We start from the raw sequence: 24138 nt of genomic DNA, 5'->3' as shown, positions 1-24138 counted from the left end.
CTCCTGCTGTTGCGGTGACCGGTGCGGTGCTGCCGGCCGGGCTGCCCGGTCAGGCGGCGCGGGCCACCAGATGCAGCCGGTCGCCGTCGGCCGGGCCGTCCGGGGACGGGGCCGCCGCGCCCGGCTCGCCGCCCGGCCGCCAGGGGGGATCGGTGCGCGGCCCCGGCCCGTCATGGAGTTCCAGCACCCGGAATCCGGCGGTGCGCAGCACCTGCCGCAGCTCCTGCGGGAAGAGCAGCCGCCAGGCCGAGTGCTGCTCCACCGGCGGTGAGCCGTCGTCCGCCGTCCAGACCCGGCGCCGGCGCAGCAACTGGGCGGCCCGGTCCACCCACAGCGTGGTGACCGAGGTGCGGGTGACGCCCTGCCAGGTGAGGGAGCGGGTGCGCGGCGCGTCCAGCAGATCGGTGCGCCCGAGGAAGTACGCCCCGTTCCGCATCTCGGCGATCAGCAGCCCGCCCGGGGCGAGATGGCGCCGGCAGGAGGCCAGGAAACCGGCCAGTTCGTCGTTGCTGTGGCAGTACAGCAGCGCGCTGTCCAGGCAGAGCACCGCGTCGAAGACGCACCGGCCGAGGTCGAAGCCGCGCAGGTCGGCGGCGAGGTATTCCGGTCCGGGGTGGTGGGCTCGGGCGTGCGCCAGCATGGCCGGGGAGAGGTCGAAGCCGGTGACCCGGCGGCCCCGGCCGTGCCGGCCGTGGTGGTGCAGCCAGGCGGCGTCCCGGCCGGTGCCGCAGCCCGCGTCCAGCAGCCGGGGGCCGGCGGCGTGCCGGCACAGCACATCCTCCGCCCAGCGGGCGGCCAGCCGCTGCGGGTCGGGGAACTGCGCCTCGTACAGCTCCGGCCGGTCGGTCAGCAGATTGTCACCGGCGCCGCCGCCGGTGCTGCCGTGGCCGGAAACGGTGGCGGTCATGACACGGCCTCCCTGCTGTCGCGGCGGTGCGGATCGGCGACGGCGGCGGTGGTCTGCCGCTCCGGCTCCGGCCGGGGCTCGGGCCGGGGCTCGGGCTGGGGCTCGGGCTGGGGCTCGGGCTGGGGCTCGGGCTGGGGCAGCACGGCGCGGCGGTGCAGCACCGTCACGGCCGCGGCAGAGGCCAGGCCGACGGCGCAGCAGCACAGCCAGGGCAGCCAGGGCCGGCCGGTGCGTTCGCCCAGGTCCATGGCCCAGCCGATACCGGTGTTGCCGGCCGCGGCGGCGAGTCCGGACACCATGAAGAACAGGCCGAAGCAGGTGCCGGTGAGGGACGGCCGGCCGAAGGCGGGGATCAGTTCCATCACGAACGGCTGGGCCACCATCACCCCCAGATAGAGCAGGAAGGTGCCGGCCAGCACCGGCAGCAGCCGCAGCGCCGCCTCCGCCACCCCGTCCGGCGGCGGCCCCTCCCCGGCCGTGGGGTGGCCGGTGACCAGCAGCGGCGGCAGGAACGCCAGCCCGGTCAGCGCCATGCCGAGGGCTATCCAGCGGCCCCGGCTGCCGCGCGCCTTGAGCCGGGTGGTGATCCGCAGTTGCAGGCCCAGGGTGGCCAGGGTGCCGGTCAGAAAGAGCAGTCCGGCCGCGCCGGACCAGCCGGTGGCGGTCCGGGCGCCTTCCGGAAGCAGCAGATAGAGCTGGGTCTCCAGGGTGAACAGGCCGGTGAGCGCGAGGGCGAAGGCCAGGAAGCGGCGGTTGCCCAGCACCTCCCGCCAGTCGCCGAGCACCCCGCGCCGGCCGGCACCCGGGCCACCCGGCACCCCCGGCTCGCCCGGCTCGCCCGGCTCGCCCGGCTCCCGGGCGGCGGCCGGCTTCCGGGCCGGCAGCACCAGCGCCTGGGCGACGGTCAGCAGCGCGAACACCGCGGCGGCGGTCAGCGCCGAGACCCGGAAGTCGGCCAGCAGCAGCACGCTGCCCAGCAGCGGCCCGGCCAGCGCGCCCGCCGTGGCGAACACCTGGAACAGGGCGAACGCCTCGGCCTTGCGGTCCCGGGCCTCCAGCGCCACATAGGCGCGCACCGCCGGGTTGAACAGCGCCCCGGCCAGACCGCTGAGCACCGAGGCGGCCAGCAGCACGGCGAGGTCGTCGCCGAGGGCGAAGAGACCGAAGCCGACCGTGCGCAGGGCGCAGCCGGCGGTGATCACGCCGCGGGCGCCCAGCCGGTCGGCGGCCGAGCCGCCGATCATGAACAGGCCCTGCTGGCTGAGGGTGCGGGCCCCCAGCACCATCCCGATCACCGCCGCGGACATCCCCAGGTCCTCGTCCAGATGCAGCGCGAGATAGGGGATCAGCAGATAGAAGCCGACGTTGACGCCGAACTGGTTGACCAGCAGCAGCCGGACGGCGAGCGGAAAGCCGCGCATGGCGCGCACCGTGCGGATCATGCCGTGCTCCTTCCGGAACGCGCCGCGGCGGTCGCGGGCTCCGGGCCGCACCTCGGGCCGCACTCCGGGCCGGACTCCGGAGCGGACGGGGCGGGCGAGGCGGACGGGTGGGACGGGCCGGACGGGGGCGGGGCGGCGGAGGCGTCCTCGGACGCGGGCCGGACCCCGAGCCCGGGACGTTCCGAGGCCCGTACCGTGCCGTCGGCGCCGCCGATGCCCTGCCAGGGGTCGTGGGCGAGCAGCAGATGACCGTCCAGATCGGCCCAGCGGGCGCGGTCGGCCAGATGGACGGCCGGGGCGAGGGAGAGCGAGGAGGCGGTCAGGCAGCCGAGCATGACCCCGGTGCCGCTGCCCGCCAGCGCCGCGCAGATCCGCAGCGCCTGCTGGACGCCCCCGCACTTGGCGAGCTTGATGTTGACGCCCTGCACCCGGCCCGCCAGGCGCCGTGCGTCGGCCAGGCCGGCGGCGTCCTCGTCCGCGATCAGCGGCACCGGCGAGCGTTCCGCGAGCCGGGCCAGCGCCTCCGGATCGCCCGGCGCGGTGGGCTGCTCGACGGCGGCCACGCCCAGGTCGGCGAAGCGCGGCAGCAGCGCCGCGGCGCGGGACGGCGTCCAGGCGCCGTTGGGGTCCAGCAGCAGTTGCACAGCGGACGGCACCGCGTCCCGGACCGCGGCCACCCGGCGCAGATCCTCCTCCGGGTCGGCGGTGCCGGCCTTGAGCTTGAGCACCGCGAAGCCCCGGCCGGCCAGTTCCCGCGCCTGCGCGACGGCCTCGGCAACACCGGTGATGCCGATGGTCCGGGCGGTGCGCGCCGCGGGCGGGCGGACGGCAGGGAAGGCCGCGTCCGCCAGCAGCCGGTAGACCGGCTGCCCGGTCAGCTTGCCCAGCAGGTCCAGCAGCGCGGCGTCCACCGCGGCCGCCACCGACGGCGGGCACGGCGCGGGCAGCAGCTCCCCGGCGCGCAGCGCCTCCAGCGCGGTGTCCGGCCCGGCGTGCCGGGCCAGGGCGGGGGCGGCCTGTTCGCGCAGCAGCCGCACCGCCTGACGGGTGGCCACCCCCAGATAGCGGGAGCTGACCACCTCGCCGTATCCGACGGCCTCGTCCGCCGCGGTCTCCTCGACCGTCCCGGGCGGCGCCGTGGGGGCACCGCCCGGGACGGAGCGGCCGGCGGAACCGGTACCGGCCGCCGCCGCGCCACGCCCCGGCGTCCTCGGCTGACCGGGGGGCGGCGCGTCGTCCGGGAACACCGCGACACAGACCGCGTCGCGGTGCGTCATCACCGAGCGGGAGATGCGCAGCGGGGTGGCCAGCCGCAGCACGGTGGTACGCGTGGTGAGCCTCACGACCGGGCCTCCCCTGCCCCGGCGTCCGTCCCGGCTCCCGCCGCCGTCCCCGGTTCCGTCCCCGCCGCCGTCCCCGGCTCCGGCTCCGGCAGGGTCCGGTCCGCCAGCGGATCGGCCACCGTGCGGCAGCGGGCCCAGCCGGTGGCCTCCACCGCCTGCGGGTGCGGGATCTCCAGCGGCCGGTCGGCGACCGGCCCGCCACCGCTGCCGGTCAGCCCCTGCCGCAGGCAGTAGTCGTCGTCGAAGAGGGTGCCCAGGTAGCGGTGCGGGCCGTCCGGGAAGACGGTGGCGACCACCGCGCCCGGCCGGGTCCGGGCCGCCCAGGCCGCCACCAGCGCGACCGCGCCGGTGCTCCAGCCGCCGCTGACGAAACAGCCCCTGGCCAGCCGGCGGCAGGCGTCGGCCGCCTCCCGCGGCCCGACCCAGTGCACCTCGTCGAAGATCTCGTACCGCACATTGCGCGGATGGATGCTGCTGCCCAGGCCGCGCATCAGCCGGGGGCGGGCGGGCTGGCCGAAGATGGTGGAGCCGACCGAGTCCACGCCGATGATCTCCAGCCCCGGCCAGCGACGGCGCAGCGGGCCGGCCAGGCCGGCGCTGTGCCCGCCGGTGCCGACGCTGCACACCAGCACATCGAGATGGTCCAGGGCGTTGCCGATCTCGGCCGCCAGCCCGGCGTAACCGGCGGCGTTGTCGGGGTTGTTGTACTGGTCGGGCCAGTAGGCGCCGGGGAGTTCGGCGAGCAGTCCGCGCAGCCTGGCCAGCCGGGCGGCCTGCCAGCCGCCGCGCGGCGCGGGCCGGTCCACCAGCTCCAGCCGGACCCCGTGGGACCGCAGCAGCGCCCGCATGGCGGGCTCCAGTTCGGTGTCGCCGACCAGCACGACGGGGTGGCCCAGCGCCTGCCCGGCGAAGGCCAGGCCCAGGCCCAGGGTGCCGGAGGTGGATTCCACCACGGGCGCGCCGGGGCGCAGTTCGCCGCGTTCCCGGGCGCCGCGCAGCATGGCCACGGCGGCGCGGGCCTTGAGGCCGCCGGCGCCCAGCGCCTCCAGCTTGGCCCAGAAACCGGGGTGCCGGCTCGGCAGCGGGACGGTGATCCGGGCCATGGGCGTTCGGCCCAGCAGCTCCATCAGTTCGGGGGCGGCGGCCGGCGGCGCGGCGGGGACGGCGGAGGCGGACGGCTCGGCGGAGGCATGGGCAACGGTCGCGGTCATCGGGCGCTTTCCGTTCCGTCGGGTATGGGCTGACGCTCCGGGCGGCGGCCGAGGCGGTAGCGGTACAGCAGCCCGGGACCGCCGTCCAGCCAGAAGAAGGGGTAGGGCTCGGCGGAGACGGCGGTGACGCCCGCGCCGAGGAAGCGGGGCAGCACGGCGCTGCCCGTCTGGGCGAACATCACCAGCGGCTTGCCGGTGGCGCGGGCATGGGCCAGCAGCGGTTCGAAGGTGCCGTTGCCCAGGGTCATGCCGGAGACCAGCAGCGCGTCGCAGCCGTCGGCCTCCGGGGCGGCGTCGGTGCGGACCGGCTCGCCCCACTCGGTGCGGCCCCCCTTGAGATCGCACGGCACATAGGCCAGCCCGCGTTCCCGCAGTTGCTCCAGCAGTGAGTTGACCACCCCGACGACCAGCACCCGCCGCACCGCCGCCGGTCCGTCGTCCGGCAGCAGCGCGGCCACCGCGCGGGCCCGGGCCCGGGATCTGGCCAGGCTGGTGCCGGCGGGCAGCGGATACGGGGTGGCGCCGTGCTCGGGGGTGTGCGGCAGGGCGTGGCCGAGGTAGGCGTCCAGGGCGGCGGTGCGGACTGCGGCCAGTGGATGGTCCAGCAGTTCCGCGACGGACGCGCCGACGCACTCCTCGGGCGCGCCGCCCGGCAGGGTGCCGGGCTCCACGGCGCAGGAGCCGACCGCGGCGGCCAGCCGCAGGCTGAGCACCTCGTTGCGGTAGCCGGTGCCGCGTCCCCGGTGGCGCACGGCCTGGCTGGTGACAAAGGCGACGGAGATCCGCTCCCGCGCCGGGTCGGGCCCGTACTCCCCGGCCCGCACCCGCGCCACCAGCTCCGCGACCGAGCGCACGGGCGGTGCGGACCGCGCGAGCCGCCCGGCCTTCGCGGGCGGGCCGGAGGATGTCCCCGTGGCCCCTCCGGCTCCCGTGGCCGCCGTGGCCGCCGCCGCCCGGCTCATGCGGGGCCGCCCGCGTAGCGGGGGCGGAGCCCGGCCAGGACACCGGCCATCCGCTCCCTGGCCTGTCCGGCCCGCGGATCGGTCACCATCACATGGCCCAGATAGTCGTTGTTGCTGCCGGCCGCCCGCACCGTCCGGCCGGGCGCGGCCAGATCGACTTCCCGCACCCCCTCCGCGGCGGCGGCCCGCTCCGCGCCGTCGATCCCGGCCAGTTCGCCCGCCCGGTCCGGCAGCAGGAAGCCGATGGCGGCGCTGCCGACGCCGGTCGGCCGGGGCTCCAGGTCCGGGACGCGGCCGAGCGCCACGTCCACGGCCGCGCCGGGCAGGTCGATGCCGGTGACATGCCGCACCAGCTCGGTGATCCGGTTGCCGGCCGGGCGGGGGTTGACCTCGATCACCCGGGGGCCGCCGGGCGTCAGCCTGATCTCGGTGTGGGCGACGACCTGGTCCAGGCCCAGCGCGCGCAGCGCCGCCACCGCGGTCTCGGCCGCCGCCCGGCGGTCCGCCGGCTCCAGCGCGGCCGGGAACATGTGGCCGGTCTCGATGAACGCGGGTGCGCCGCCCAGGCTCTTGTCGGTCACCCCGACCACCCGGCAGGTGCCGTCGTACGAAACCGTCTCCACGCTGACCTCGGGGCCGGTGAGCAGTTCCTCCAGCAGCACGACCGGGTCCCGGCGCTGGCCGCGCGCATTGACCGGGAAGTCGCTCAGCGCCTTCCAGGCGTCCGCGAGTTCCCGTTCGTCACCGGCCTGCCGGACATACATCCCGGCGCACAGGTCGACCGGCTTGATGACCAGCGGGTAGCCGATCTCCGCGGCGGCGGCGGCGGTCTCCGGCCAGTCCCGGCAGAGCGCGTGCCGGGGGCCGGGCACCCCCGCCGCGTCCAGCGCCCGGCGGGTGGCGTCCTTGCGGCAGGCCGCCGCCACGGCCTCCGGGTCGGGGCCGGGCAGGCCCAGGCGGTCGGCGACCCGGGCCACGGCCGGCAGGTAGTAGTCGCAGGACGACAGCACCCCGTCGAAGCCCAGCACCCCGTGCAGCGACTCGGCCCGGTCCAGCAGTCCGGCGGTGTCGTTGGTCTCGGCGGTGAGCACGTTCTGCGCCGCCAGCAGCGGGTGCGGGCCGCCCCCGGGCGGATGGGCGCGCAGGTAGTGATGCAGGTCCCGGGTGAGAAAGGTGAACCGGTGCCCCGCCTCGCCGATGGCGCGCGGCAGCAGCCGGCTCATCGATCCGACCCAGCTTTCGATCATCAGCAGATGTCCCACGACCGAAGACCATAGCGATAATCATTTTCATTGTCACCTATGCCGGGACTGATGATTACGGCCGCGCCACCGGCGCCGGCGGGCGCCGGCACCCCTTCCCCGGTCCTCGCCGCCCGTTCTCAGGGAATTCCGAGCCGGAGGGTGTACCACTGGAGGAATGCCCGAGTCCGCCGCGTATCTGCTGATCGTCGACGACGAGCCCAACATCCGTGACCTGCTGGCCCAGACCTTCCGGCTGGCCGGATTCGAGGTGTCCTGCGCCGCCGGCGGCGCCGAGGCGCTGCACTCGGCCGCCGCCCGCCGCCCCGACCTGGTGGTGCTGGACGTCATGCTGCCCGACCTCGGCGGCTTCGACGTCGCCGCACTGCTGCGCCGCGACGGCGAACAGACGCCCGTCCCGGTGCTGTTCCTCACCGCCCGGGACACCGTGGAGGACCGCATCCAGGGCCTGTCCGCCGGGGCCGACGACTACGTCACCAAGCCGTTCAGCCTGGAAGAGGTGGTGCTCCGGGTCCGCGCCATCCTGCGCCGCACCGGCCACGGCAACGGCGGCAACGGCGGCGACGGCGGCGGCGGTCCGGCCGGCGCTCCGCCCCCGCTGCGCTGCGCCGACCTCACCCTGCGCCCCGACGCCCACGAGGTCACCCGGGCCGGCCGCCCGGTCGAGCTGTCGCCCACCGAGTTCCGGCTGCTGGCCTATCTGCTGGAGAACACCGGCCGGGTGGTCAGCAAGGCCCAGATCCTGGACCGGGTGTGGGGCTACGACTTCGGCGGCGACTCCCGGATCGTCGAGTCCTACATCCACTACCTGCGCCGCAAGATAGACAGCGGAGCCGGGCCGCCCCTGATCCACACCCTGCGCGGCGTCGGCTATGTGCTGCGCACTCCGCGCGAGGAGCCCACCGCATGACCGCCGGCCCCCCGCACCCCAGCCGGCCGCGACGCCCGCGGCTCCGGCGGCTCCGCTCCTGGCGGCCACGGCCATGGCGGCGCTGGACGCTGCGCGCCCGGCTGGTGGCCGTCACCGTGGCGCTCTCCGCCCTCGCCGTCACCGTGGCCGGCGGCGCCGGGGTGGTCCTGCTGCGCGGCTACCTCACCGACCGGGTGGACGAGGAACTCGCCGCCGAGAGCAGCGCGGCCGGCCGGTTCGTCTTCCTCATGGAGCTCCAGCAACTGCTGCTGCCGGAGGGCGAACCCACCCTGCTGGAACAGCTCCTGGCGGACCGCTACGGCGAACGCTCCCGCATCCATCTCCATCCGGCGGACGGCGGCGAGCCGCTGGTCTTCCCGTCCGGCATGGCCGGCTCCGGACCCGACCTGCCGGACCGGGCGGTCCTGGCCGAACGGTCCGGCAAGCCGTTCACCGCCCCCGACATCGGCTCCGGCGGCCACTCCTGGCGGGTGCACTCCACCGCCCTGGTGTCCGGGCAGATCCTGGTCACCGCGGTCTCGCTGGACCAGGTGGAGTCGACGGTCAACCGGCTGGCCGTGATCGCCGCCGGGGTCGCCGCCGCCGTGCTGCTGGTCCTGGCGGCGCTGGCCGCGGTGCTGGTACGGCTCGGCCTGCGCCCGCTGACCAGAATGGCCGCCACCTCCGGCGAGATCGCGGCGGGCGACTTCACCCGGCGGGTGGCGGACGCCGACCCGCACACCGAACCGGGCCGGCTGGGCCGCGCCATGAACGCCGTGCTCGCCCGGGTGGAGTGGGAGTTCGCCGCCCGCCGCGCCTCCGAGGAGCGGCTGCGGCAGTTCCTGGCCGACGCCTCGCACGAGCTGCGCACCCCGCTGACCTCGATCCGCGGCTTCGCCGAGCTCGCCCGCCGCGGCGGCGACCCGGGCGCGGCACTGGCCCGGATCGAGGCGGAGGCGGCCCGGATGGGGGTGCTGGTGGAGGACCTGCTGGTGCTGGCCCGGCTGGACCGGCAGCGGCCGGTCGAGCACCGCCCGGTCGAGCTGCGCGAACTCGCCGCCGATCTGATCCGCGACGCGCACGGCCGGCACCCGGACCGCACACTGCGGCTGACCGGGCTGGACGGCGGCGGGGCGGGGCGGCCGGCCGCCCGGCCGGACCCGGTGACGGTGCTGGGCGATCCGCTGCGGCTGCGGCAGGTGGTGGGCAATCTGCTGGCCAACGCGCTCACCCACACCCCGGCGGACGCCGGAATCACCCTGCGCGTCGGATGCGCGGACGCCGCGGCGGCCTCCGCGGCCGGCAGGCCGCTGGCCGCCGTCGGCGAGCTGGCCGCGCCGCCGGACGCCGCTGCGGCAAGGACGGCGACGCCGGTGGCGGTGCTGGAGGTGGCGGACACCGGTCCCGGCATTCCGCCGAAGGACGCCCGGCACGTCTTCGAACGCTTCTACCGGGCCGGCCCGGCCAGGGACGGCGGCACGGGACTCGGGCTGGCCATCGCCGCCGCGCTCACCGAAGCCCACCGCGGCCGGATCGAACTGCGGCCCGGCGACGGCGGAGGCGCCGTCTTCCGCCTCCTGCTGCCGCTGCCCGCACCACCGGCACCGCCGGCCCCCGGCGGGGACACGGCGGCGTGCTCCCAGCTTGTTCCCAGGTGACGCCCAGCCCCTTCCCACACCGGCCGCGCATCATCGGCCCATGACCACCACCACGACCACAGCAAGGAAGACGGCGGCAGCCGCGCTGCTGGCCCTGGGCCTGTTCACGGCGGCCTGCGGCGGCGGCAGCGGGGAGGATTCCGCCTCGGTGGCCTCGCTCGGCGACGACGCCTCCGCCGCCGCCGGCTCCGGGGCCGGCTCCGGGGCCGACGACACCGCCGAACAGGCCAGGGAGTTCGCCGAGTGCATGCGCGACCACGGCATCGAGCTCCCCGATCCCGACCCGGAGACCGGCGAGTTCGACCTCGCCGACATGCGGGGCGGCGTGGCGGACCTGGACTCCCTGGAGACGGCCATGGACGCCTGCCGCGACCTGGCCCCGCCGCAGCTCTCCGACCGGGACGGCCTCACCGACGAGCAGCTGGAATCCCTGGGCGACCTGGCCGAATGCATGCGGGAGCAGGGCATCGACGTGCCCGATCCCGACCCGGACAGCGGCTTCGGCCCCGGCCTCGGCGAAACCGGCATCGACCCCTCCTCCCCGGACTTCCAGGACGCCCTGGACACCTGCCGCGACGCGGTCAACGACCTCATCGGGGGCGACGAGTGATGCCGCGGCACGGCAGCGACCACGATCCGGCGGCGGCCACCGCGCCCGGCACCACCACCGGCACCGCCACCACCGGCACGGACCAGCCGCCCCCGGCCGCCTCCCGGAACCCGCCGGGCACCGGTGACCGCACCCCGCCCGGCCCCCGCCGCGGCACCACCGGCGGCGATCACGGCAGCGCCGCCGGGCGGAGAACCGCCGGCGGCCCGCCCCGCGGCAGCCTGCGGCGGCCCGGACGCACGGTGATCGCGGCCGTCGCCGCCGTCGCGGCGGCCGGGGCCGTCGGCGCCGCCGCGATCGGCTGGGGCGGCGGCAACGGCACCGCCGGGGCCGCACCGCCCGGCGGCCCGCCCGCCACCGCCACCGTGGAGCGGACCACCCTGGTCCGCACCGAGAAGGTCACCGGCAGCCTCGGCCACGGCGAGGCCACCACGGTGCAGGCCGCCGAGCCCGACGCCCTGCTCACCTGGCTGCCCGAGGCCGGCGATGTGATCGGGCGCGGCGAGACCGTCTACCGGGTGAACGAGCGGCCGGTGCCGCTGCTCTACGGCTCCCTTCCGCTCTACCGCCCGCTCGCCGAGGGCAGCGAGGGAAAGGACGTGCGGCAGCTGGAGCAGAACCTGGAAGCCCTCGGCCACACCGGCTTCACCGTGGACCACGAGTTCACCGGCGGCACCGCGGACGCGCTGCGCGCCTGGCAGCGGGAGCTCGGGCTCGCCGAGACCGGCACCCTCGCCCCGGGCCAGGCGGTGATCGCCCCCGGTGGGATCCGGGTGGACGCGCGGGCCGCCTCGCCCGGCGGCGCGGCGACCGGTCCGGTGCTGAGCTGGACCGGCACCGAGCGGGTGATCTCCGTCGATCTGGATGTCGCGCTGGAGGGCCTGGTCGCCGAGGGCACCTCGGCCACCGTCACCCTGCCGGACGGCACCGAGGCGCAGGCCGAGGTCACCGCCGTCGGCACCGCCGCCACCACCACCGGCACCGGCACCGGCACCACATCCACCGCGGCCACCGGCACGGCCGGCACGCCCACCGCCGTCATCCCCGTCGAACTCACCGCCCTGGACGAGGAGCAGCTCGGCGGCTACCAGGCGGCCCCGGTGGATGTGGTGCTGGAGGCCGAGCGGCGCGAGGAGGTGCTCGCCGTCCCGGTCACCGCGCTGGTGGCGCTGCGTGAGGGCGGCTATGCCGTGGAGGTCGTCGAGGACTCCGCCACCCGCTATCTGGCCGTGGACACCGGCCTGTTCGCCGACGGCCTGGTCGAGATCAGCGGCGACGGACTTGCCCCCGGCCTGACCGTGGGAGTCCCCGGATGACCGGCGCCCGCCCGCCCCGCCCGGTGGTCGAACTGCGCGGCGCCGGCCGGCGCTACGGCGAGGTCGCCGCACTGCGGGACGCCGATCTGACCGTCCGCCGGGGCGAACTCCTCGCCGTCGTCGGCCCGTCCGGCTCCGGCAAGTCCACACTGCTCAACGTCATCGGCACCCTTCAGCGTCCGTCCTCCGGCACCGTCCGGATCGACGGTCACGACATCTCCCGCCTGACCGACCGGCAGCTGTCCGCGCTGCGCGCCGCCACCATCGGCTTCGTCTTCCAGCAGTTCCATCTGGCGCCCGGGGTGCCGGTGCTGGACAACGTGGCCGACGGACTGCTCTACGCGGGCGTGGAGCGCGCCCGGCGCCGCGCCCTGGCCGAGACGGCGCTGCGCCGCGTCGGCCTCGGCCACCGGCTCGCGCACCGGCCGCACCAGCTCTCCGGTGGGGAGAAGCAGCGCACCGCCATCGCCCGGGCGGTGCTGGGCAATCCCCCGCTGCTGCTGGCGGACGAGCCGACCGGCGCCCTGGACTCGGCCTCCGGCGGCGGGGTGATGGAGCTGCTGCGCGAGCTGAACGCGGCCGGGACCACGGTGGTGGTCATCACCCATGACCGGGAGATCGCCGCCTCGCTCCCGCGCGCCGTCCACCTCAAGGACGGCTGCATCCTCCACGACACCGGCCCCGGCACCGGCACCGGCACCGAGACCGGCGCGCGGCTCACGGAGGTGACCGCATGACACGCAAGCCCGAACCCGAGCCCGCCCCGCCCGCCGCGGCCCGCATGGCCCCGGCCGATGTGCTGCGCACCGGCGCCGCCGGACTGCGCGCCCGCCCGCTGCGGGTCGTCCTCTCCGCACTGGGCATCGCCATCGGCATCGCCGCCATGGTCTGCGTCACCGGCATCTCGGCCTCCAGCCGGGAGGACCTCAACCGGCAGCTCGCCGAGCTGGGCACCAATCTCCTCACCGTCTCCCCCGGCCAGACCCTGGGCGGCGAGGAGTCCCCGCTCCCGGCCGAGGCACCGGAGATGATCGCCCGGATCGGCCCGGTGCAGACCGTCTCCGCCACCGGGAAGACCACGGCCCGGGTCTACCGCACCGATCTGATCCCCGAGGCGCAGAACAACTCCCTGGCGGTCCGTGCCGCCGCCCTGGACCTGCCCGCCGCCACCGGCGCCGAGATCGCCTCCGGAAGCTGGCTGAACGACGCCACCGCCGCCTACCCCGCCGTCGTGCTGGGCAGCACCGCGGCCGAACGCCTCGGCGTGCACCGCACCGGGACGGATGTCCTGGTCCGGCTCGGCGACCGCTGGTTCACCGTCACCGGCATTCTCCATCCGGCGCCGCTGGCCCCGGAACTGGACACCTCGGCGCTGGTCGGCTGGCCGGCCGCCGAGTCGGAGCTGGGCTTCGACGGATACCCGACCACCGTCTACGCGCGGACCGCCGAGCACGCCGTGGAGGATGTCCAGGCGGTGCTGGGCGCGACCGCCAATCCGGCCGCCCCCAACGAGGTGCAGGTCTCCCGCCCGTCCGACGCGCTGGCCGCCAAACAGGCGGCCGACGACACCCTGGGCGCCCTGCTGCTGGGCCTGGGCGCGGTATCACTGCTGGTCGGCGGGGTGGGGGTGGCCAACACCATGGTGATCTCGGTACTGGAGCGGCGGGCCGAGATCGGCCTGCGCCGCTCGCTGGGCGCCACCCGCGGGCAGATCCGTACCCAGTTCCTGGTGGAGTCCCAGCTCTTCTCCGCCCTCGGCGGCGCGGGCGGGGTGCTGCTCGGCATCGCCGTCACCGCCGGCTACGCGGCCTCCCAGGGCTGGCCCGCCGTGGTCCCGGCCTGGGCGATGGGCGGCGGCCTGGCCGCCACCCTCCTGATCGGCGCCTGCGCCGGCCTCTACCCGGCCCTGCGCGCCGCCCGTCTCGCCCCCACCGAAGCGCTGGCCACGGCCGCCTGAACGCCGCTCCGCGGCGGCGCAGCCGTCATGCGGGGGCGTCCGGGGGGACATCGGCGCGCCACCGGGGCGCCACCGGGGCGGCGGATAGTCGGGTGCCGTATGCAGACGTTCCGTTTCCCCACAGGGAGGCACCGGATGCGGTACCGGTCCACGACCAGGAACACCGTCCGCTCACTCGTCGCCGTGGCGCTGGTCGCGCTGTCGGTGACGGCCGCGGCCACACCCCACCACGGCGGCCACGGCGGTCATGGCGGCCGGCACGGTCACCACCACCACAAGCCGCACTTCGACCTCCAGGCGCACCGCGGCGGCCTCGGCCTGGTGGTGGAATCCACCCTGGCGTCGTTCGCGAACGGCCTGGAGACGGGGGTCAGCACCCTGGAACTCGATGTGCAGATCACCAAGGACGGCCAGGCGGTGGTCACCCACGACCGGCGGATTTCCGGCGCGAAGTGCCAGGACACCGGACCGGCCTTCGCGGGCGACCCGCAGTACCCCTACGTCGGCAAGTACATCGTCGATCTGACCCTGGCCCAGGTGCGCACCCTGGACTGCGGCTCCCGGACCCTGCCCCAGTACCCCGGGCAGCGGCCCAGCCCCGGCGAGCGGATGCCGCTGCTCTCGGAGGTCTTCGACCTGGTGAAGGACTACCGGGCCTACGGCGTCAAGCTCAACATCGAGACCAAGGTGGAGGCGGGCGCCCCGCACGAGACCGCGCCGCGCGAGCAGTTCGTGCAGGTGGTGGCCAAGGAGGTGCGCCGGGCCCGGATGCTGCGCCAGGTCACCGTGCAGAGCTTCGACTGGGGCGCGCTGATGCGGATGCGCGAGGTCGAGCCCCGGCTGCCGATCATCGCGCTCACCAATGGCCAGCCCTTCCTCCAGGTCGGCCAACCGGGCGCCTCGCCCTGGCTGGGCGGCATCGACATCGACGACTTCGGCGGCAGCCTGGTGGCCGCGGCCAAGTCCTTCGGCGCCGACGCCATCTCCCCGGTGCACGGCAGCCCGCAGGGCGGCGCGGTCGGCGACCCGGACTACCAGCCCTACGTCACCGCCGAACTCGTCGCCGAAGCCCACCGGGCCGGCCTGAAGGTGATCCCCTGGACCGTGAACGACCCGGCCACCATGCACAAGCTGATCAACGACGGTGTGGACGGCATCATCACCGACTACCCCGACCGTCTCCGCCAGGTGATGGCCGCCCACGGCCTCAAACTCCCCAAGCCCTACCGCACCCCCCGCCACTGACCCCCTCCGGGCTGCCGCCCGCGCCCGCAACGCGCAAGCCCGGCGGGCCGGCCCCTCTCAAGGGCCGGGCCGCCGGGCTTCCCCCGTTGCGGACAGTGGTCGGTGCCGGGATCAGGCAGGTGAGGCGGTGCCGCCCAGGTTCTCCGCCAGCAGATCGAGCAGCGGCTGCCGCCGCACGCAGTTGTCCAGGGCGAAGGAGTCCGCCAGGGCCAGCAGCTCCGGCTCGTCCAGCCCGCGGAACAGCTCCGCGTACTCCGGCAGCAGCGCCTGCGCGATCAGGATGTGCCGGATCAGGTCGTCGGTCTGGTAGCGCCCGCCCCACGGGTAGGCGAACCAGTCCGGCGCCTCGGTCTCGATCAGCCGGTGCAGCGGGGCCATCGCGTCCGCCGACTCCTCCATGGTGGAGCCCCAGCGGTCCGCGCCCAGCCGCTTCTTCTTGGCGATGAACGGGCCGAAGCGCTCCCGGTACGCCCCGTCCGGGCCGGGGCTGACCAGCCCCTGGAGCCCGACGTCCTTGTACGTCCACAGCGACCAGCCGGCCTGGTGCTCGTCGTACAGCGCGAGCTGGTCGCGCAGGATCTGGTACCGCTGGGCGTCCCGCTCCGGGTCGCCGGTGTACACCGGGCCGAATTCGCCCACCCACAGCGGGGTGCCGGTCTCCCGCTGGAAGCGGGTGCGCTTGTCGAACGCGGCCCGCAGATGGTCCGCGTCCACCCACTCACCGCGGGTATAGCCCGGGTACGGGCCGCCGTGCGCGAAGCCGGCCAGCGCGTAGTCGTGGCAGACGAACACGGTGTTCTCGTAGACCTCGCGGAAGACGGAGAAGTCCGTGGAGTAGGTGTTGCCGTCCAGGAACAGCACATGGTGCGGGTCGACCGCGCGGACCGCCTTGACCAGCCGGTCGTAGAACGGGCCGATGGCCTCGCCGCTGGGGTCGGCCGGCTCGTTGATGGGGTTGTAGCCGGCCACCCAGGGGTTGTCCTTGTAGCGGTCGGCCATGAACTCCCACAGCTTCACGACCCGGTCCTGGAAGTGCCGGTGCAGCCAGAAGGCGGCCACATGGGTCGGGTTGTCGGAGTGCCAGTGCTGGTTCTGCGCGCCGGGCAGGGCATGCAGGTCGATCACGCTGTAGATGCCGTGTTCGCCCAGCAGGCCGATCACCCGGTCGAGGTGCGCGAAGCCCTCCTCGATGATTTCGAAGGGCCGCAGATCGGATTCGAAGTGCCGGTAGTTGACGGGGATGCGCACGCAGTTGGTGCCCAGCGCGGCGAGCAGCGCCGCGTCCTCGGCGGTGAAGAAGGAGCCGAGCAGCCGGTCGAAGAACAGCCCGGCCCGGTCCGGGCCGAGTACGGAGGTCACCGCCTGGCGCATTCCGGCCTCGGTGCCGGGGTAGCCGGTGATGAAGTTCTCCATGTTCATCCAGCCGCCCAGGCCCACGCCGCGCAGCCGGACCGGGTTGCCCTCGCCGTCGGCCAGGCCGGTGCCGGACACCCGCAGCATCGGCCGGGCCGCTGCCCCCGTGCCCATGCCCGTGCCCGTGCCCGTGCCCGTTTCTGTTCCGGATGTCTGTGCCGTCACGGTCGGTCGTCCCCTCTCATCCCTTGGTGGCGCCGGCGGTCAGACCGCTGGCCAGGTGGCGTTCGGCGATCGCGAAGAACCCGAGCGCGGGCAGCATGGCGAGCACCAGATAGGCGAGAACCTTGGCGGTGTCGGACGCGTACTGGCCCTGGAACTGCTGAACGCCCAGCGGCAGCGTCCACCAGTCGGGATCGGTGAAGACGACCAGCGGCAGGAAGTAGTTGTTCCAGCTCACCACGAGCGACAGCACCGCGACGGTGGCCAGCGCCGGGCGGGACATCGGCATCAGGATGCGCCAGAAGAAGCCGGCCGGGGAGCAGCCGTCCAGAATGGCCGCCTCCTCCACCTCGTGCGGGACCTCCCGGAAGAAGCCGCGCAGGATGATGATGGTGATCGGCAGGCCGAAGGCGGCCTGCGGCAGGATCACGCCGAACGGGTTGTCCAGCAGGCTCATCTCGCGCAGCAGCACGAACAGCGGCAGGATCGCCACCGCGGGCGGGAACATCAGGCCGACGGTGAAGAGGGTGAAGAAGCCCTCCCGGCCGCGGAACGAGAACCGGGCCATCACAAAGGCCACCATGGCCCCGGCGATCACCACGATCACGGTGGTGCCGAGGGCGACCAGCGTGCTGTTGAACAACTGCCGCCAGAAGTCGCCGGCCGTGAGCACGTCGGTGTAGTTCTCCGGGCGCCAGGGGTCGGGCAGACCGAAGGCGTTGTCGGAGAGCTGGGTGGTGTCCTTGAAGCCGCCGATGATGGCGAACAGCAGCGGCACCAGTACCAGTGCCACCAGGATCAGGGCCAGCGCGTGCAGCGAGAGCGCGGCCGGCAGCGGCCTGCGCCGCCCGCCGTCGGAGGCGCGGCGGCGGATCTTGACCGGCCGGGCGCCGTCCTTGCTCACCCCGGCGGCCGGGCCGGCCGCCTGCTGGACGGTCTTGTCGGTGCGGGCAGTCACTTCCTGCCTCCCATGGTGGTGAGGGCGCCCGCGGTGTCACGGCGCATAACGAACCGCATGTAGAGCAGCGCGAAGACCATGCTGATCATGAAGATCGCCACGCTGAAGGCGCTGGCGTAGCCGATCTGGTAGCGCTGGAAGCCGTAGTCGAACATGGTCACGGCCAGCGTCTCGGAGGAGTGCACGGGGCCGCCCCGGGTGAGGATCCACACCAGGTCGAAGAGCTGGATGGTGCCGATCACCGACAGGAAGGCGCTGATCCGGATGGTGGGGCCGAGCAGCGGCAGGGTGATGTGCCGGAACTGGTGCCAGCCGCTGGCGCCGTCCAGCGAGGCCGCCTCGTACAGCTCGCCCGGGATGGACTGCCGGCCGGCCAGGTAGAGGATGGTGTGGAAGCCGAAGAACCGCCAGGTGATGACCACGAACAGGGCGATCATCACGGTGTCCGGCTCGGCCAGCCAGGCCTTCTGCCAGGACTCCAGGCCGACGCTGCCCAGGATCTGGTTGAACAGGCCGTCCTGGGGCGAAAGGATCAGGCTGAACAGCACACCGGTGATGACCTCGGAGATCACATACGGCGCGAAGAACAGCAGCCGGTACAGGGCACGGCCGCGCATCCGCTGGTTGAGCAGCAGCGCCAGGCCCAGCGAGAGCGGAAGCTGCACGAGGAGCGAGAGCACCACCAGCAGGCCGCCGCGGCGCAGGTCGCCGGTGAACAGCGGGTCCTCGAGCATCCGGGTGAAGTTGTCGAACCCGATGAAGTCGGTCGGCAGCCCGCCGAAGCCGTTCCACTTGAACCAGCTGAAGTAGATCGCCAGTGCGACCGGCACGAGGACCAGCAGCGTGTAGAGCAGCAGCGCGGGTGCCATGAAGAGGGCGATGGTGCCGCGGCGCCTGCTGCGGTTGCGGGCGGCGGAGCCCGTGGACGTGCGGGACTTCCGCACGCGGGCGTGTCCTCCGCCCGCGGCGGCGCTCCGCTCGCCGGTCATCACCGGAGGTGTCATGTCTCGTCGCTCCGATTCGGTACGAAAAGGTGTGCGGCCGGGGTTTCGGCCGGTTGCGCGGCTGGGGCGGGAGCCGACCCTGCCGGGGTTGCGGTCGGTGTCGCTCTGGCCGGCACCGCGCTGTGCCGTCGCGACCTGAGTTGTATGTGATCGTGCATGGGGCTGGCCGTTGTGCTGCGCCGAACGGGGGGTGCCCGGGGCGCTTTCGGGTGGTGCGGATGCGATCCGCCGGTTTCTGCGCTGTTCGGTTGTGCGATTCAGTTGAACGCGCGGCCCGGGGTCCGGAAGTCTCCGGGAGTTCTCCGGGAGTTCTCCGGGAGGAAAGGCCGCGCCGGACGGGACCGGCTCTCCTCTGTGTCCGGCGCGGCCGTCTGTGGGCCTCGGCCCTCGTCAGCCCTCGGTCTGGGCGGTGATCGAGATGGCCTCGGCGACCTCCTCCGGCGTCACGTTTCCGGCGATCAGCTCCGCGACGCTGTCGTTGACCTGGCCGCCCACCGCCGGCGGGAAGGCCTGGTCGAGGTAGAGCTGGAATCCGGTGGCGTCGGCGAGTTCCTGCGCGACCATCCGCAGGTTCTCGTCCTGGACCATGTCCACCGCGCCGGCCAGGGACGGCAGTCCCGCGCCGGACTCGACGAACTTGGCGTGCTGCTCCCGCTCCGAGATGAAGAGCAGGAAGTCCACCGCCTCGGGGGGCGAGTCCGCGGCGAGCGCGAAGCCGTTGCCGCCGCCGAACGCCTCCCTGATGTTGCCCTCGCCGCCCTCGACCTCCGGGAAGGGGAAGAAGCCGAGGTCCTCGCCGATGCCGCCGCCGGAGTCCGCCTGGACCGACGGGGCCCACTGGCCCATCAGCTCCATGGCGGCCTTGCCGGAGCCCATCAGGGCGGCCTGGCCGTCCGGGGTGGAGTAGGCGGCGCCCATGAAGCCCTCCTGGAAGGGCTCCATCGCGGCCAGCTCCTGAAGCTTCTCACCCGCCTCCACAAAGCCGGGGGCGGAGAAGTCGTTGCTGGTGGCGGCGGAGGTGAGCATGTCCAGGCCGCCGATGCGCATGGCCAGGTAGGCCCAGTAGAAGTGGCCCGGCCACTTCTCCTGGCCGGCCAGCGCGATGGGGGTGATGCCGGCGTCCTTCAGCGCCTGCACCACGTCCAGGAACTCCTCCCAGGTGGCGGGCGGCTCCTCGATGCCCGCCTCGGCGAAGAGAGCCTTGTTGTACCAGAAGCCGACCATACCGGCGTCGATCGGGATGGCGTAGACATTCCCGTGGATCTTGTACGGGGTGATGGCGGCGGTGGTGAACGAGTCCAGGGCGGGCGCGCCGACCACGCTCAGGTCGCGCACCAGGTTGGCGTCCACCTGCTGGGTCAGCACACCGCCGCCCCAGGTGGAGAAGATGTCGGGCAGGTCACCGGCCGCGATGAGGGTGGTCATCTTGGACTTGAAGGCCTCGTTCTCCAGGGTGGTGATGTCGATCTTCACCCCGGGGTTGGCGGCCTCGAAGTCCCTGGCCCACTCCTCGTAGATGGTCTTGTTCGGCTCGGTGGTGCCGATGTGCATCCACTCGATGGTCACCTCGCCGTCATCGCCCGACGCCACGCCGCACGCACTCAGCAGTAGCGAGGACGCGGCGGCCACGGCTCCCACAGCCAGCAGGCCCCGCCGACGCAAGGACATGTTGTGCCCCTTTGCACTCGTTCAAAACTTTTCGGCCACAATCCGAATTTTTCGTAGACGCACCCTATGGAGCCTTCTCCTCGCAGGTCAACGCCTGGCCGCCACATCACGCGAGATCGAAGCGGAAACGATTCCCTGCCCGCGTCGAAAGGCCACTCGACGACCACGAAATCTGTCGGAGAATCTGTCGGGATTCTTTCGGATCGGACCGGCGCCACCGGCCGTCCGGCGACCGCGGGGCCCGGGGCACACGGCACGTGCCCCGGGCTCCCGGCCGGCGCGGCCACCACTGCGGGGGGCGAGAGGGAGAGACGACCGCGCCGGACGGACCGGACCCGGGTCTCAGCCCTCGGCCTGCGCGGTGGCGGTGATCGCCTCGGTGACCTGCTCCGGCGTGGCGGTGCCGCCCAGCAGCTCGGCCACGCTGTCGTTGACCTGGCCGCCGACCGCGGGGGCGTAGGCCTGGTCGAGGTAGAGCTGGAAACCGGTGGAGGTGGCCACCGTCTCGGCGACGACCTTCAGGTTGGCGTCCTGGACCAGGTCCACGGAGTCCTGGAGCACCGGCAGACCGGCACCCGACTCGGCGAACGCGGCCTGCTGCTCACGCTCGGAGATGAAGGCCAGGAAGTCCACGGCCTCGTCCGGGGCGTCCTCGGCCACGGCGAAGCCGTTGCCGCCGCCCAGCACCTCGGTGCCGGAGCCGACGCCGCCCTCGACCTCCGGGAAGGGGAAGAAGGCCAGGTCCTCACCGATGCCGCCGCCGGCGTCCTTCTCCACGGACGGGGCCCACTGGCCCATCAGCTCCATGGCGGCCTTGCCGGAGCCCACCAGGGCGGCCTGGCCGTCCGGGGTGGAGTAGTCGGCGCCCATGAAGCCCTCCTGGAAGGGCTCCAGGTCGGCCAGCTCCTGGAGCTTCTCACCGGCCTGGACGAAGCCCTCGGCGGTGAAGTCGTTCGACTCCGCGGCGTCCTGCAGCATCTGCAGACCGCCCATGCGCATGGCCAGGTAGGTCCAGTAGAAGTGGCCCGGCCACTTCTCCTTGCCGGCCAGGGCTATCGGCGTGATGTCGGCGTCCTTGAGCTTCTGCACGGCGTCCAGGAACTCGGTCCAGGTGGCCGGCGGCGCCTCGATGCCCGCCTCGGCGAACAGCGCCTTGTTGTACCAGAAGCCGACCATGCCGGCGTCGATCGGCAGCCCGTAGGTCTTGCCGTCGATCTGGTAGGCCGACAGCGCGGCCTCGGTCATGGTGTTGATGGTGTCGGCGGCGGGCTCGCTCAGGTCCTTGACCAGGCCTGCCTCCACCTGCTGGGCCAGCACGCCGCCGCCCCAGGTCGAGAAGATGTCCGGCAGGTCGCCCGCGGCGAGCTGCGTGGTCATCTTCGACTTGAACGCCTCGTTCTCCATCTCGGTGATCTTGATCTTGACACCGGGATTGGCGGTCTCGTATTCCTTCGCCCAGTCCGCGTAAAGGCTCTTGTTGGGCTCGGCGGTACCGATGTGCCACCACTCAACTGTCACATTGCCGTCTGCGGACTCGCCCCCATCGTCCCCTCCGCACGCACTGAGGACGAGTGCGGAGGCCGCCGCAGAGGCAGCCAGGCCCATCAGACTTCGCCGACGCAACGACATGGTCGTGCCCCTTTGCACTCAGATCAAAAAGTTTCGGCGGGTTGCCGAATGTTTCGTAGGCGCACCCTAGGGAGACGCTGTCTCGGACGTCAACGGATCGGACGGAAGAAGCTTCGATTGAGGCCGAACCGCGATCTAGGCCAACCGAAATCTTTCGGAGTCGATCAGGCTCGAACGCACCGCTCGCCAGCCTCGGCCCCGTATACCCCTCGCGGTATGCGGGTGCGGGGCCGATGTGGGGCGGTGTCCCCGTGCCGCCGCCGGGCAACAGGGCGGCGGCGGGCGCTCGGTACCGGCACTCCTCTCGCGGACCAGATGTTCACAGGTACCTCTGCAAGTATCACTCGCCGCGCCGGTGAACGAATGATTCCGGCCACCGCGGCCGGTCACCCGGCACCGCCGGACCGCTACCGCGCGGCAGCGGCCGAGGCCTCCACCGGCCGCTCCCCAGGGGCCCGCCGGTGACCAAAATCACCATGCCGCCGATCACCATGCCGCCGGCCGCCGGGCCGTCCGGACACGCAAAAGGGCGGCTCCCCTCGCCATGGGAACCGCCCGCCCGCCCGGTCGCTCGCTCGCGCAGGGCCGGGGCCTACATCTCCATCCAGCCGCACACCGAACTGGAGCACACCCAGAACAGACCCTGCCCGTCCCGGTGGCGCCACATCGTGCCGCGGCACCGGGGACATCCCCGGGTCGCGATGCCGTCCGCACTCATCAGCGGCGGATCCGGCGTGCTCTCCGCGTACTGCCTGATCAATCTGCGCTCTTCCGGGTCGTCGCTGGCCATCCGGAGCAGGACATGCAGCCTCGGCCGCGCTTCGTCGGCGAACTGTGGCACATCCCCACGATAACCAGCCCAGGGCGATGGTGTGATCACTCCTGGCTACTACAAACGTTCCTGCGAACTGATGTGCCCGGCCGGGGCGCGGCGCCGGTGCGGCGCGGCGCGCGCCCCGGCCGGGCGGCCCGGGGGCTCAGGAGCAGGTGTTCCTGGAGGTGTTGTTCAGGGTGAGATTGCGGTAGACGACATTGGTGCCGCACGGACTCTCGCGCAGCGACGTGTTGTTGAAGGTCAGGTTCTGGATGGTGATGTCCCGGTTGCCCGGGAAGTCCGACCGTGCCGCCAGCCGGAACTCACCGCCGCGCGTGATGGTGCCGCTCTGTGCGGCGATCGTCACGTTGTAGCAGTTCTCGATCAGCACCGAGTTGTTTCCGGTGTCGGTCAGCGTCACCCGGTCGATGACCGCGCCGCCGCTCTCGGAGACGCAGAACACCCCGCGTCCGCCGCCGCTGGCGATCACCTCGCCGACCCGGATGTTGGTCGGGTAGCTGCTGCCGATCCGCCCGTTCCGGTTGGCCATCCGGAACGCGGCGTAACCCGTTCCGGTGCCGGCGTTCTGGGCGTCCACCTTCTGCACCGTGGCGTTGATGGTGTCGTTGAGCAGCAGCCCGGAGTAGGCGGTGTTCCGCGCGGTGACCGTGCCGATGGTCAGCCCGTCCACGCCGTAGGTCTCCACCCCGTGGTTGCCGGTGCCCGAGACATAGACGTTGTCGATCCGCACATTGGTGGTCCGCACGCTGCGGTTGTCGTGGTTGTCGATCCGGATGCCCAGGCCGCCGGAGAGCCGCAGGTCGATCTGGCCCAGATGCAGCCCGCTGACATTCCGGGCGAAGATCCCGAAGTACGGCGAGCCGGTGATGTTGACATACGGCACCGCCACATTGGTCACATTGCGGGCCCGGATCGGCGCATGGCTGTTGCCCACCGAACCGGTGACATTGATGGTGCCGCACACCTCGACCGAGGTGTGGCTCGGCAGGTCGAGCGAGGCGTTGGCCGGCACATTGCCGGAGCCGCGCACCACCACCCGCTGCATGGAGGTACGGCCGGGGGTGAGGCTGTTCACCGCGGCGCGCATGGCGGAGAGCATGTCGGAGCCGCTGTAGCCGGGCGCGTTCCAGGTGGAGCCGTTCTGCACCGCCTCGGCGTGGTAGCTGCCCGAGCCGCAGCCGGTGCCCGGGTTTCCGCCGCCGCCCGCGGGGACCAGCCGGAACTGCTGGTTCGCGCCGCCGACGTCGTCGTACTGGGAGATCCGGCCGCCGTCGGCGGTGGACCACTCCCACACATCGAGCGCCTTGCCGCTGAAGCGGTTGACGAAGCGGTAGTAGCCGTCACCGGCATCGACGGCCCGGAACTGCTGGTTGGTGCCGTTCAGATCGTCCCACTGCACGATCTGGGCGCCGTTGTCGGCGTTCCACTCGTACACATCCAGCACCTTGTTCGAGTGCCGGGCCTGGATGCGGTAGTAGCCGTCCCCGGAGTCCAGGAAGCGGAACTGCTGGTGGGTGCCGCCGTTGTTGGCGTACTGGATGAGCCCGGCGCCGTTGTCCTGGCTGCGGTCGGAGACGTCCAGCACCTTCCCGGAGTGCCGGTTCTCCAGGTAGTACCAGGTGCCGGTGGCGGGCTGGGCCTGGCTG

At 73.5% G+C, this 24138-nt stretch carries 20 protein-coding genes; 7 read left to right on the top strand and 13 right to left on the bottom strand.

What is annotated here, in order from left to right; translation table 11 throughout:
- Positions 1–49: 49 nt before the first annotated feature.
- From BM242_RS27465 to BM242_RS27440, 6 genes are all read right to left on the bottom strand, one after another.
- Positions 50–907 (bottom strand): class I SAM-dependent DNA methyltransferase, encoded by an 858-nt coding sequence (locus BM242_RS27465; RefSeq protein WP_093841656.1) that lies wholly within the window; start codon positions 905–907, stop codon positions 50–52.
- Complete coding sequence (locus BM242_RS27460; protein WP_425443939.1) at positions 904–2346, bottom strand: MFS transporter; 1443 nt, start codon at positions 2344–2346, stop codon at positions 904–906. The genes BM242_RS27465 and BM242_RS27460 overlap by 4 nt, the downstream gene beginning before the upstream one ends.
- Complete coding sequence (locus tag BM242_RS27455) at positions 2346–3692, bottom strand: mandelate racemase/muconate lactonizing enzyme family protein (RefSeq protein ID WP_245834565.1); 1347 nt, start codon at positions 3690–3692, stop codon at positions 2346–2348. The genes BM242_RS27460 and BM242_RS27455 overlap by 1 nt, the downstream gene beginning before the upstream one ends.
- Entirely contained in the window at positions 3689–4819 is a 1131-nt protein-coding gene (locus BM242_RS27450) for a PLP-dependent cysteine synthase family protein (RefSeq protein WP_245834569.1), read from the bottom strand. Before BM242_RS27450 ends, BM242_RS27455 begins: the two co-directional genes overlap by 4 nt.
- An 80-nt stretch (positions 4820–4899) precedes the next feature.
- Positions 4900–5757 (bottom strand): Rossmann-like domain-containing protein, encoded by an 858-nt coding sequence (locus BM242_RS27445; protein WP_093841654.1) that lies wholly within the window; start codon positions 5755–5757, stop codon positions 4900–4902.
- 104 nt (positions 5758–5861) lie between these two features.
- Positions 5862–7127: an ATP-grasp domain-containing protein gene (locus BM242_RS27440; protein WP_175541610.1), complete on the bottom strand. Its 1266-nt coding sequence runs from the start codon at positions 7125–7127 to the stop codon at positions 5862–5864.
- 157 nt (positions 7128–7284) lie between these two features.
- On the opposite strand from BM242_RS27440, the gene BM242_RS27435 reads away from it, so the two are divergent.
- From BM242_RS27435 to BM242_RS27405, 7 genes are all read left to right on the top strand, one after another.
- Positions 7285–8037 carry a response regulator transcription factor gene (locus BM242_RS27435; protein WP_093841653.1) on the top strand — a complete coding sequence of 251 codons (753 nt, stop codon included), beginning with the start codon at positions 7285–7287 and terminating at the stop codon, positions 8035–8037.
- On the top strand, positions 8034–9695 hold the full coding sequence (locus BM242_RS27430; protein ID WP_093841652.1) for a sensor histidine kinase: 1662 nt from the start codon (positions 8034–8036) through the stop codon (positions 9693–9695). The genes BM242_RS27435 and BM242_RS27430 overlap by 4 nt, the downstream gene beginning before the upstream one ends.
- Positions 9696–9735: 40 nt before the next feature.
- Positions 9736–10305 carry a hypothetical protein gene (locus tag BM242_RS27425; RefSeq protein ID WP_093841651.1) on the top strand — a complete coding sequence of 190 codons (570 nt, stop codon included), beginning with the start codon at positions 9736–9738 and terminating at the stop codon, positions 10303–10305.
- Positions 10305–11621: a peptidoglycan-binding domain-containing protein gene (locus BM242_RS27420; RefSeq protein ID WP_093841650.1), complete on the top strand. Its 1317-nt coding sequence runs from the start codon at positions 10305–10307 to the stop codon at positions 11619–11621. The genes BM242_RS27425 and BM242_RS27420 overlap by 1 nt, the downstream gene beginning before the upstream one ends.
- On the top strand, positions 11618–12358 hold the full coding sequence (locus BM242_RS27415; protein WP_093841649.1) for an ABC transporter ATP-binding protein: 741 nt from the start codon (positions 11618–11620) through the stop codon (positions 12356–12358). Before BM242_RS27420 ends, BM242_RS27415 begins: the two co-directional genes overlap by 4 nt.
- Complete coding sequence (locus tag BM242_RS27410) at positions 12355–13578, top strand: ABC transporter permease (protein ID WP_093841648.1); 1224 nt, start codon at positions 12355–12357, stop codon at positions 13576–13578. Before BM242_RS27415 ends, BM242_RS27410 begins: the two co-directional genes overlap by 4 nt.
- Before the next feature lie 135 nt (positions 13579–13713).
- On the top strand, positions 13714–14823 hold the full coding sequence (locus BM242_RS27405) for a glycerophosphodiester phosphodiesterase (RefSeq protein WP_093841647.1): 1110 nt from the start codon (positions 13714–13716) through the stop codon (positions 14821–14823).
- A gap of 111 nt (positions 14824–14934) precedes the next feature.
- Here BM242_RS27405 and BM242_RS27400 read toward each other — a convergent pair whose 3' ends face one another.
- The 7 genes from BM242_RS27400 to BM242_RS27370 form a co-directional block, all read right to left on the bottom strand.
- Positions 14935–16350, bottom strand: coding sequence for a glycoside hydrolase family 5 protein (locus BM242_RS27400; RefSeq protein ID WP_217652599.1), 1416 nt, complete (start codon positions 16348–16350; stop codon positions 14935–14937).
- A gap of 67 nt (positions 16351–16417) precedes the next feature.
- Positions 16418–17233 (bottom strand): carbohydrate ABC transporter permease, encoded by an 816-nt coding sequence (locus tag BM242_RS27395; protein WP_093841672.1) that lies wholly within the window; start codon positions 17231–17233, stop codon positions 16418–16420.
- Between the two features lie 119 nt (positions 17234–17352).
- Positions 17353–18225, bottom strand: a complete 873-nt coding sequence (locus tag BM242_RS27390; protein WP_245834568.1) for a carbohydrate ABC transporter permease — start codon at positions 18223–18225, stop codon at positions 17353–17355.
- A 525-nt stretch (positions 18226–18750) separates the two neighbouring features.
- A complete protein-coding gene (locus BM242_RS27385; RefSeq protein ID WP_093841645.1) occupies positions 18751–20028 on the bottom strand; it encodes an extracellular solute-binding protein in 1278 nt (425 codons plus the stop codon).
- A 342-nt stretch (positions 20029–20370) separates the two neighbouring features.
- The gene (locus BM242_RS27380) at positions 20371–21657 is read right to left on the bottom strand and encodes an extracellular solute-binding protein (protein ID WP_093841644.1); all 1287 of its coding nucleotides are present in this window, start codon (positions 21655–21657) and stop codon (positions 20371–20373) included.
- A 592-nt stretch (positions 21658–22249) separates the two neighbouring features.
- Positions 22250–22498 carry a hypothetical protein gene (locus BM242_RS27375; protein ID WP_175541609.1) on the bottom strand — a complete coding sequence of 83 codons (249 nt, stop codon included), beginning with the start codon at positions 22496–22498 and terminating at the stop codon, positions 22250–22252.
- 136 nt (positions 22499–22634) lie between these two features.
- A partial coding sequence (locus BM242_RS27370) for an RICIN domain-containing protein (protein ID WP_107365195.1) occupies positions 22635–24138 on the bottom strand: 1504 nt, incomplete at its 5' end.

It is taken from the genome of Streptomyces aidingensis, from assembly GCF_900112355.1.
Classification (GTDB): domain Bacteria; phylum Actinomycetota; class Actinomycetes; order Streptomycetales; family Streptomycetaceae; genus Streptomyces; species Streptomyces aidingensis.
The sequence above is the reverse complement of the archived record's forward strand: the minus strand, read 5'-3'. Positions and strand labels throughout refer to the sequence as shown.

Coding starts and splice junctions, on each gene's coding strand:
- BM242_RS27465 (WP_093841656.1), bottom strand. CDS start 907: ATGACCGCCACCGTTTCCGGCCACGGCAGCACCGGCGGCGGCGCCGGT.
- BM242_RS27450 (WP_245834569.1), bottom strand. CDS start 4,819: ATGGAGCTGCTGGGCCGAACGCCCATGGCCCGGATCACCGTCCCGCTG.
- BM242_RS27435 (WP_093841653.1), top strand. CDS start 7,285: ATGCCCGAGTCCGCCGCGTATCTGCTGATCGTCGACGACGAGCCCAAC.
- BM242_RS27430 (WP_093841652.1), top strand. CDS start 8,034: ATGACCGCCGGCCCCCCGCACCCCAGCCGGCCGCGACGCCCGCGGCTC.
- BM242_RS27425 (WP_093841651.1), top strand. CDS start 9,736: ATGACCACCACCACGACCACAGCAAGGAAGACGGCGGCAGCCGCGCTG.
- BM242_RS27420 (WP_093841650.1), top strand. CDS start 10,305: ATGCCGCGGCACGGCAGCGACCACGATCCGGCGGCGGCCACCGCGCCC.
- BM242_RS27415 (WP_093841649.1), top strand. CDS start 11,618: ATGACCGGCGCCCGCCCGCCCCGCCCGGTGGTCGAACTGCGCGGCGCC.
- BM242_RS27410 (WP_093841648.1), top strand. CDS start 12,355: ATGACACGCAAGCCCGAACCCGAGCCCGCCCCGCCCGCCGCGGCCCGC.
- BM242_RS27405 (WP_093841647.1), top strand. CDS start 13,714: ATGCGGTACCGGTCCACGACCAGGAACACCGTCCGCTCACTCGTCGCC.
- BM242_RS27400 (WP_217652599.1), bottom strand. CDS start 16,350: ATGGGCACGGGGGCAGCGGCCCGGCCGATGCTGCGGGTGTCCGGCACC.
- BM242_RS27390 (WP_245834568.1), bottom strand. CDS start 18,225: ATGGCACCCGCGCTGCTGCTCTACACGCTGCTGGTCCTCGTGCCGGTC.
- BM242_RS27385 (WP_093841645.1), bottom strand. CDS start 20,028: ATGTCCTTGCGTCGGCGGGGCCTGCTGGCTGTGGGAGCCGTGGCCGCC.
- BM242_RS27380 (WP_093841644.1), bottom strand. CDS start 21,657: ATGTCGTTGCGTCGGCGAAGTCTGATGGGCCTGGCTGCCTCTGCGGCG.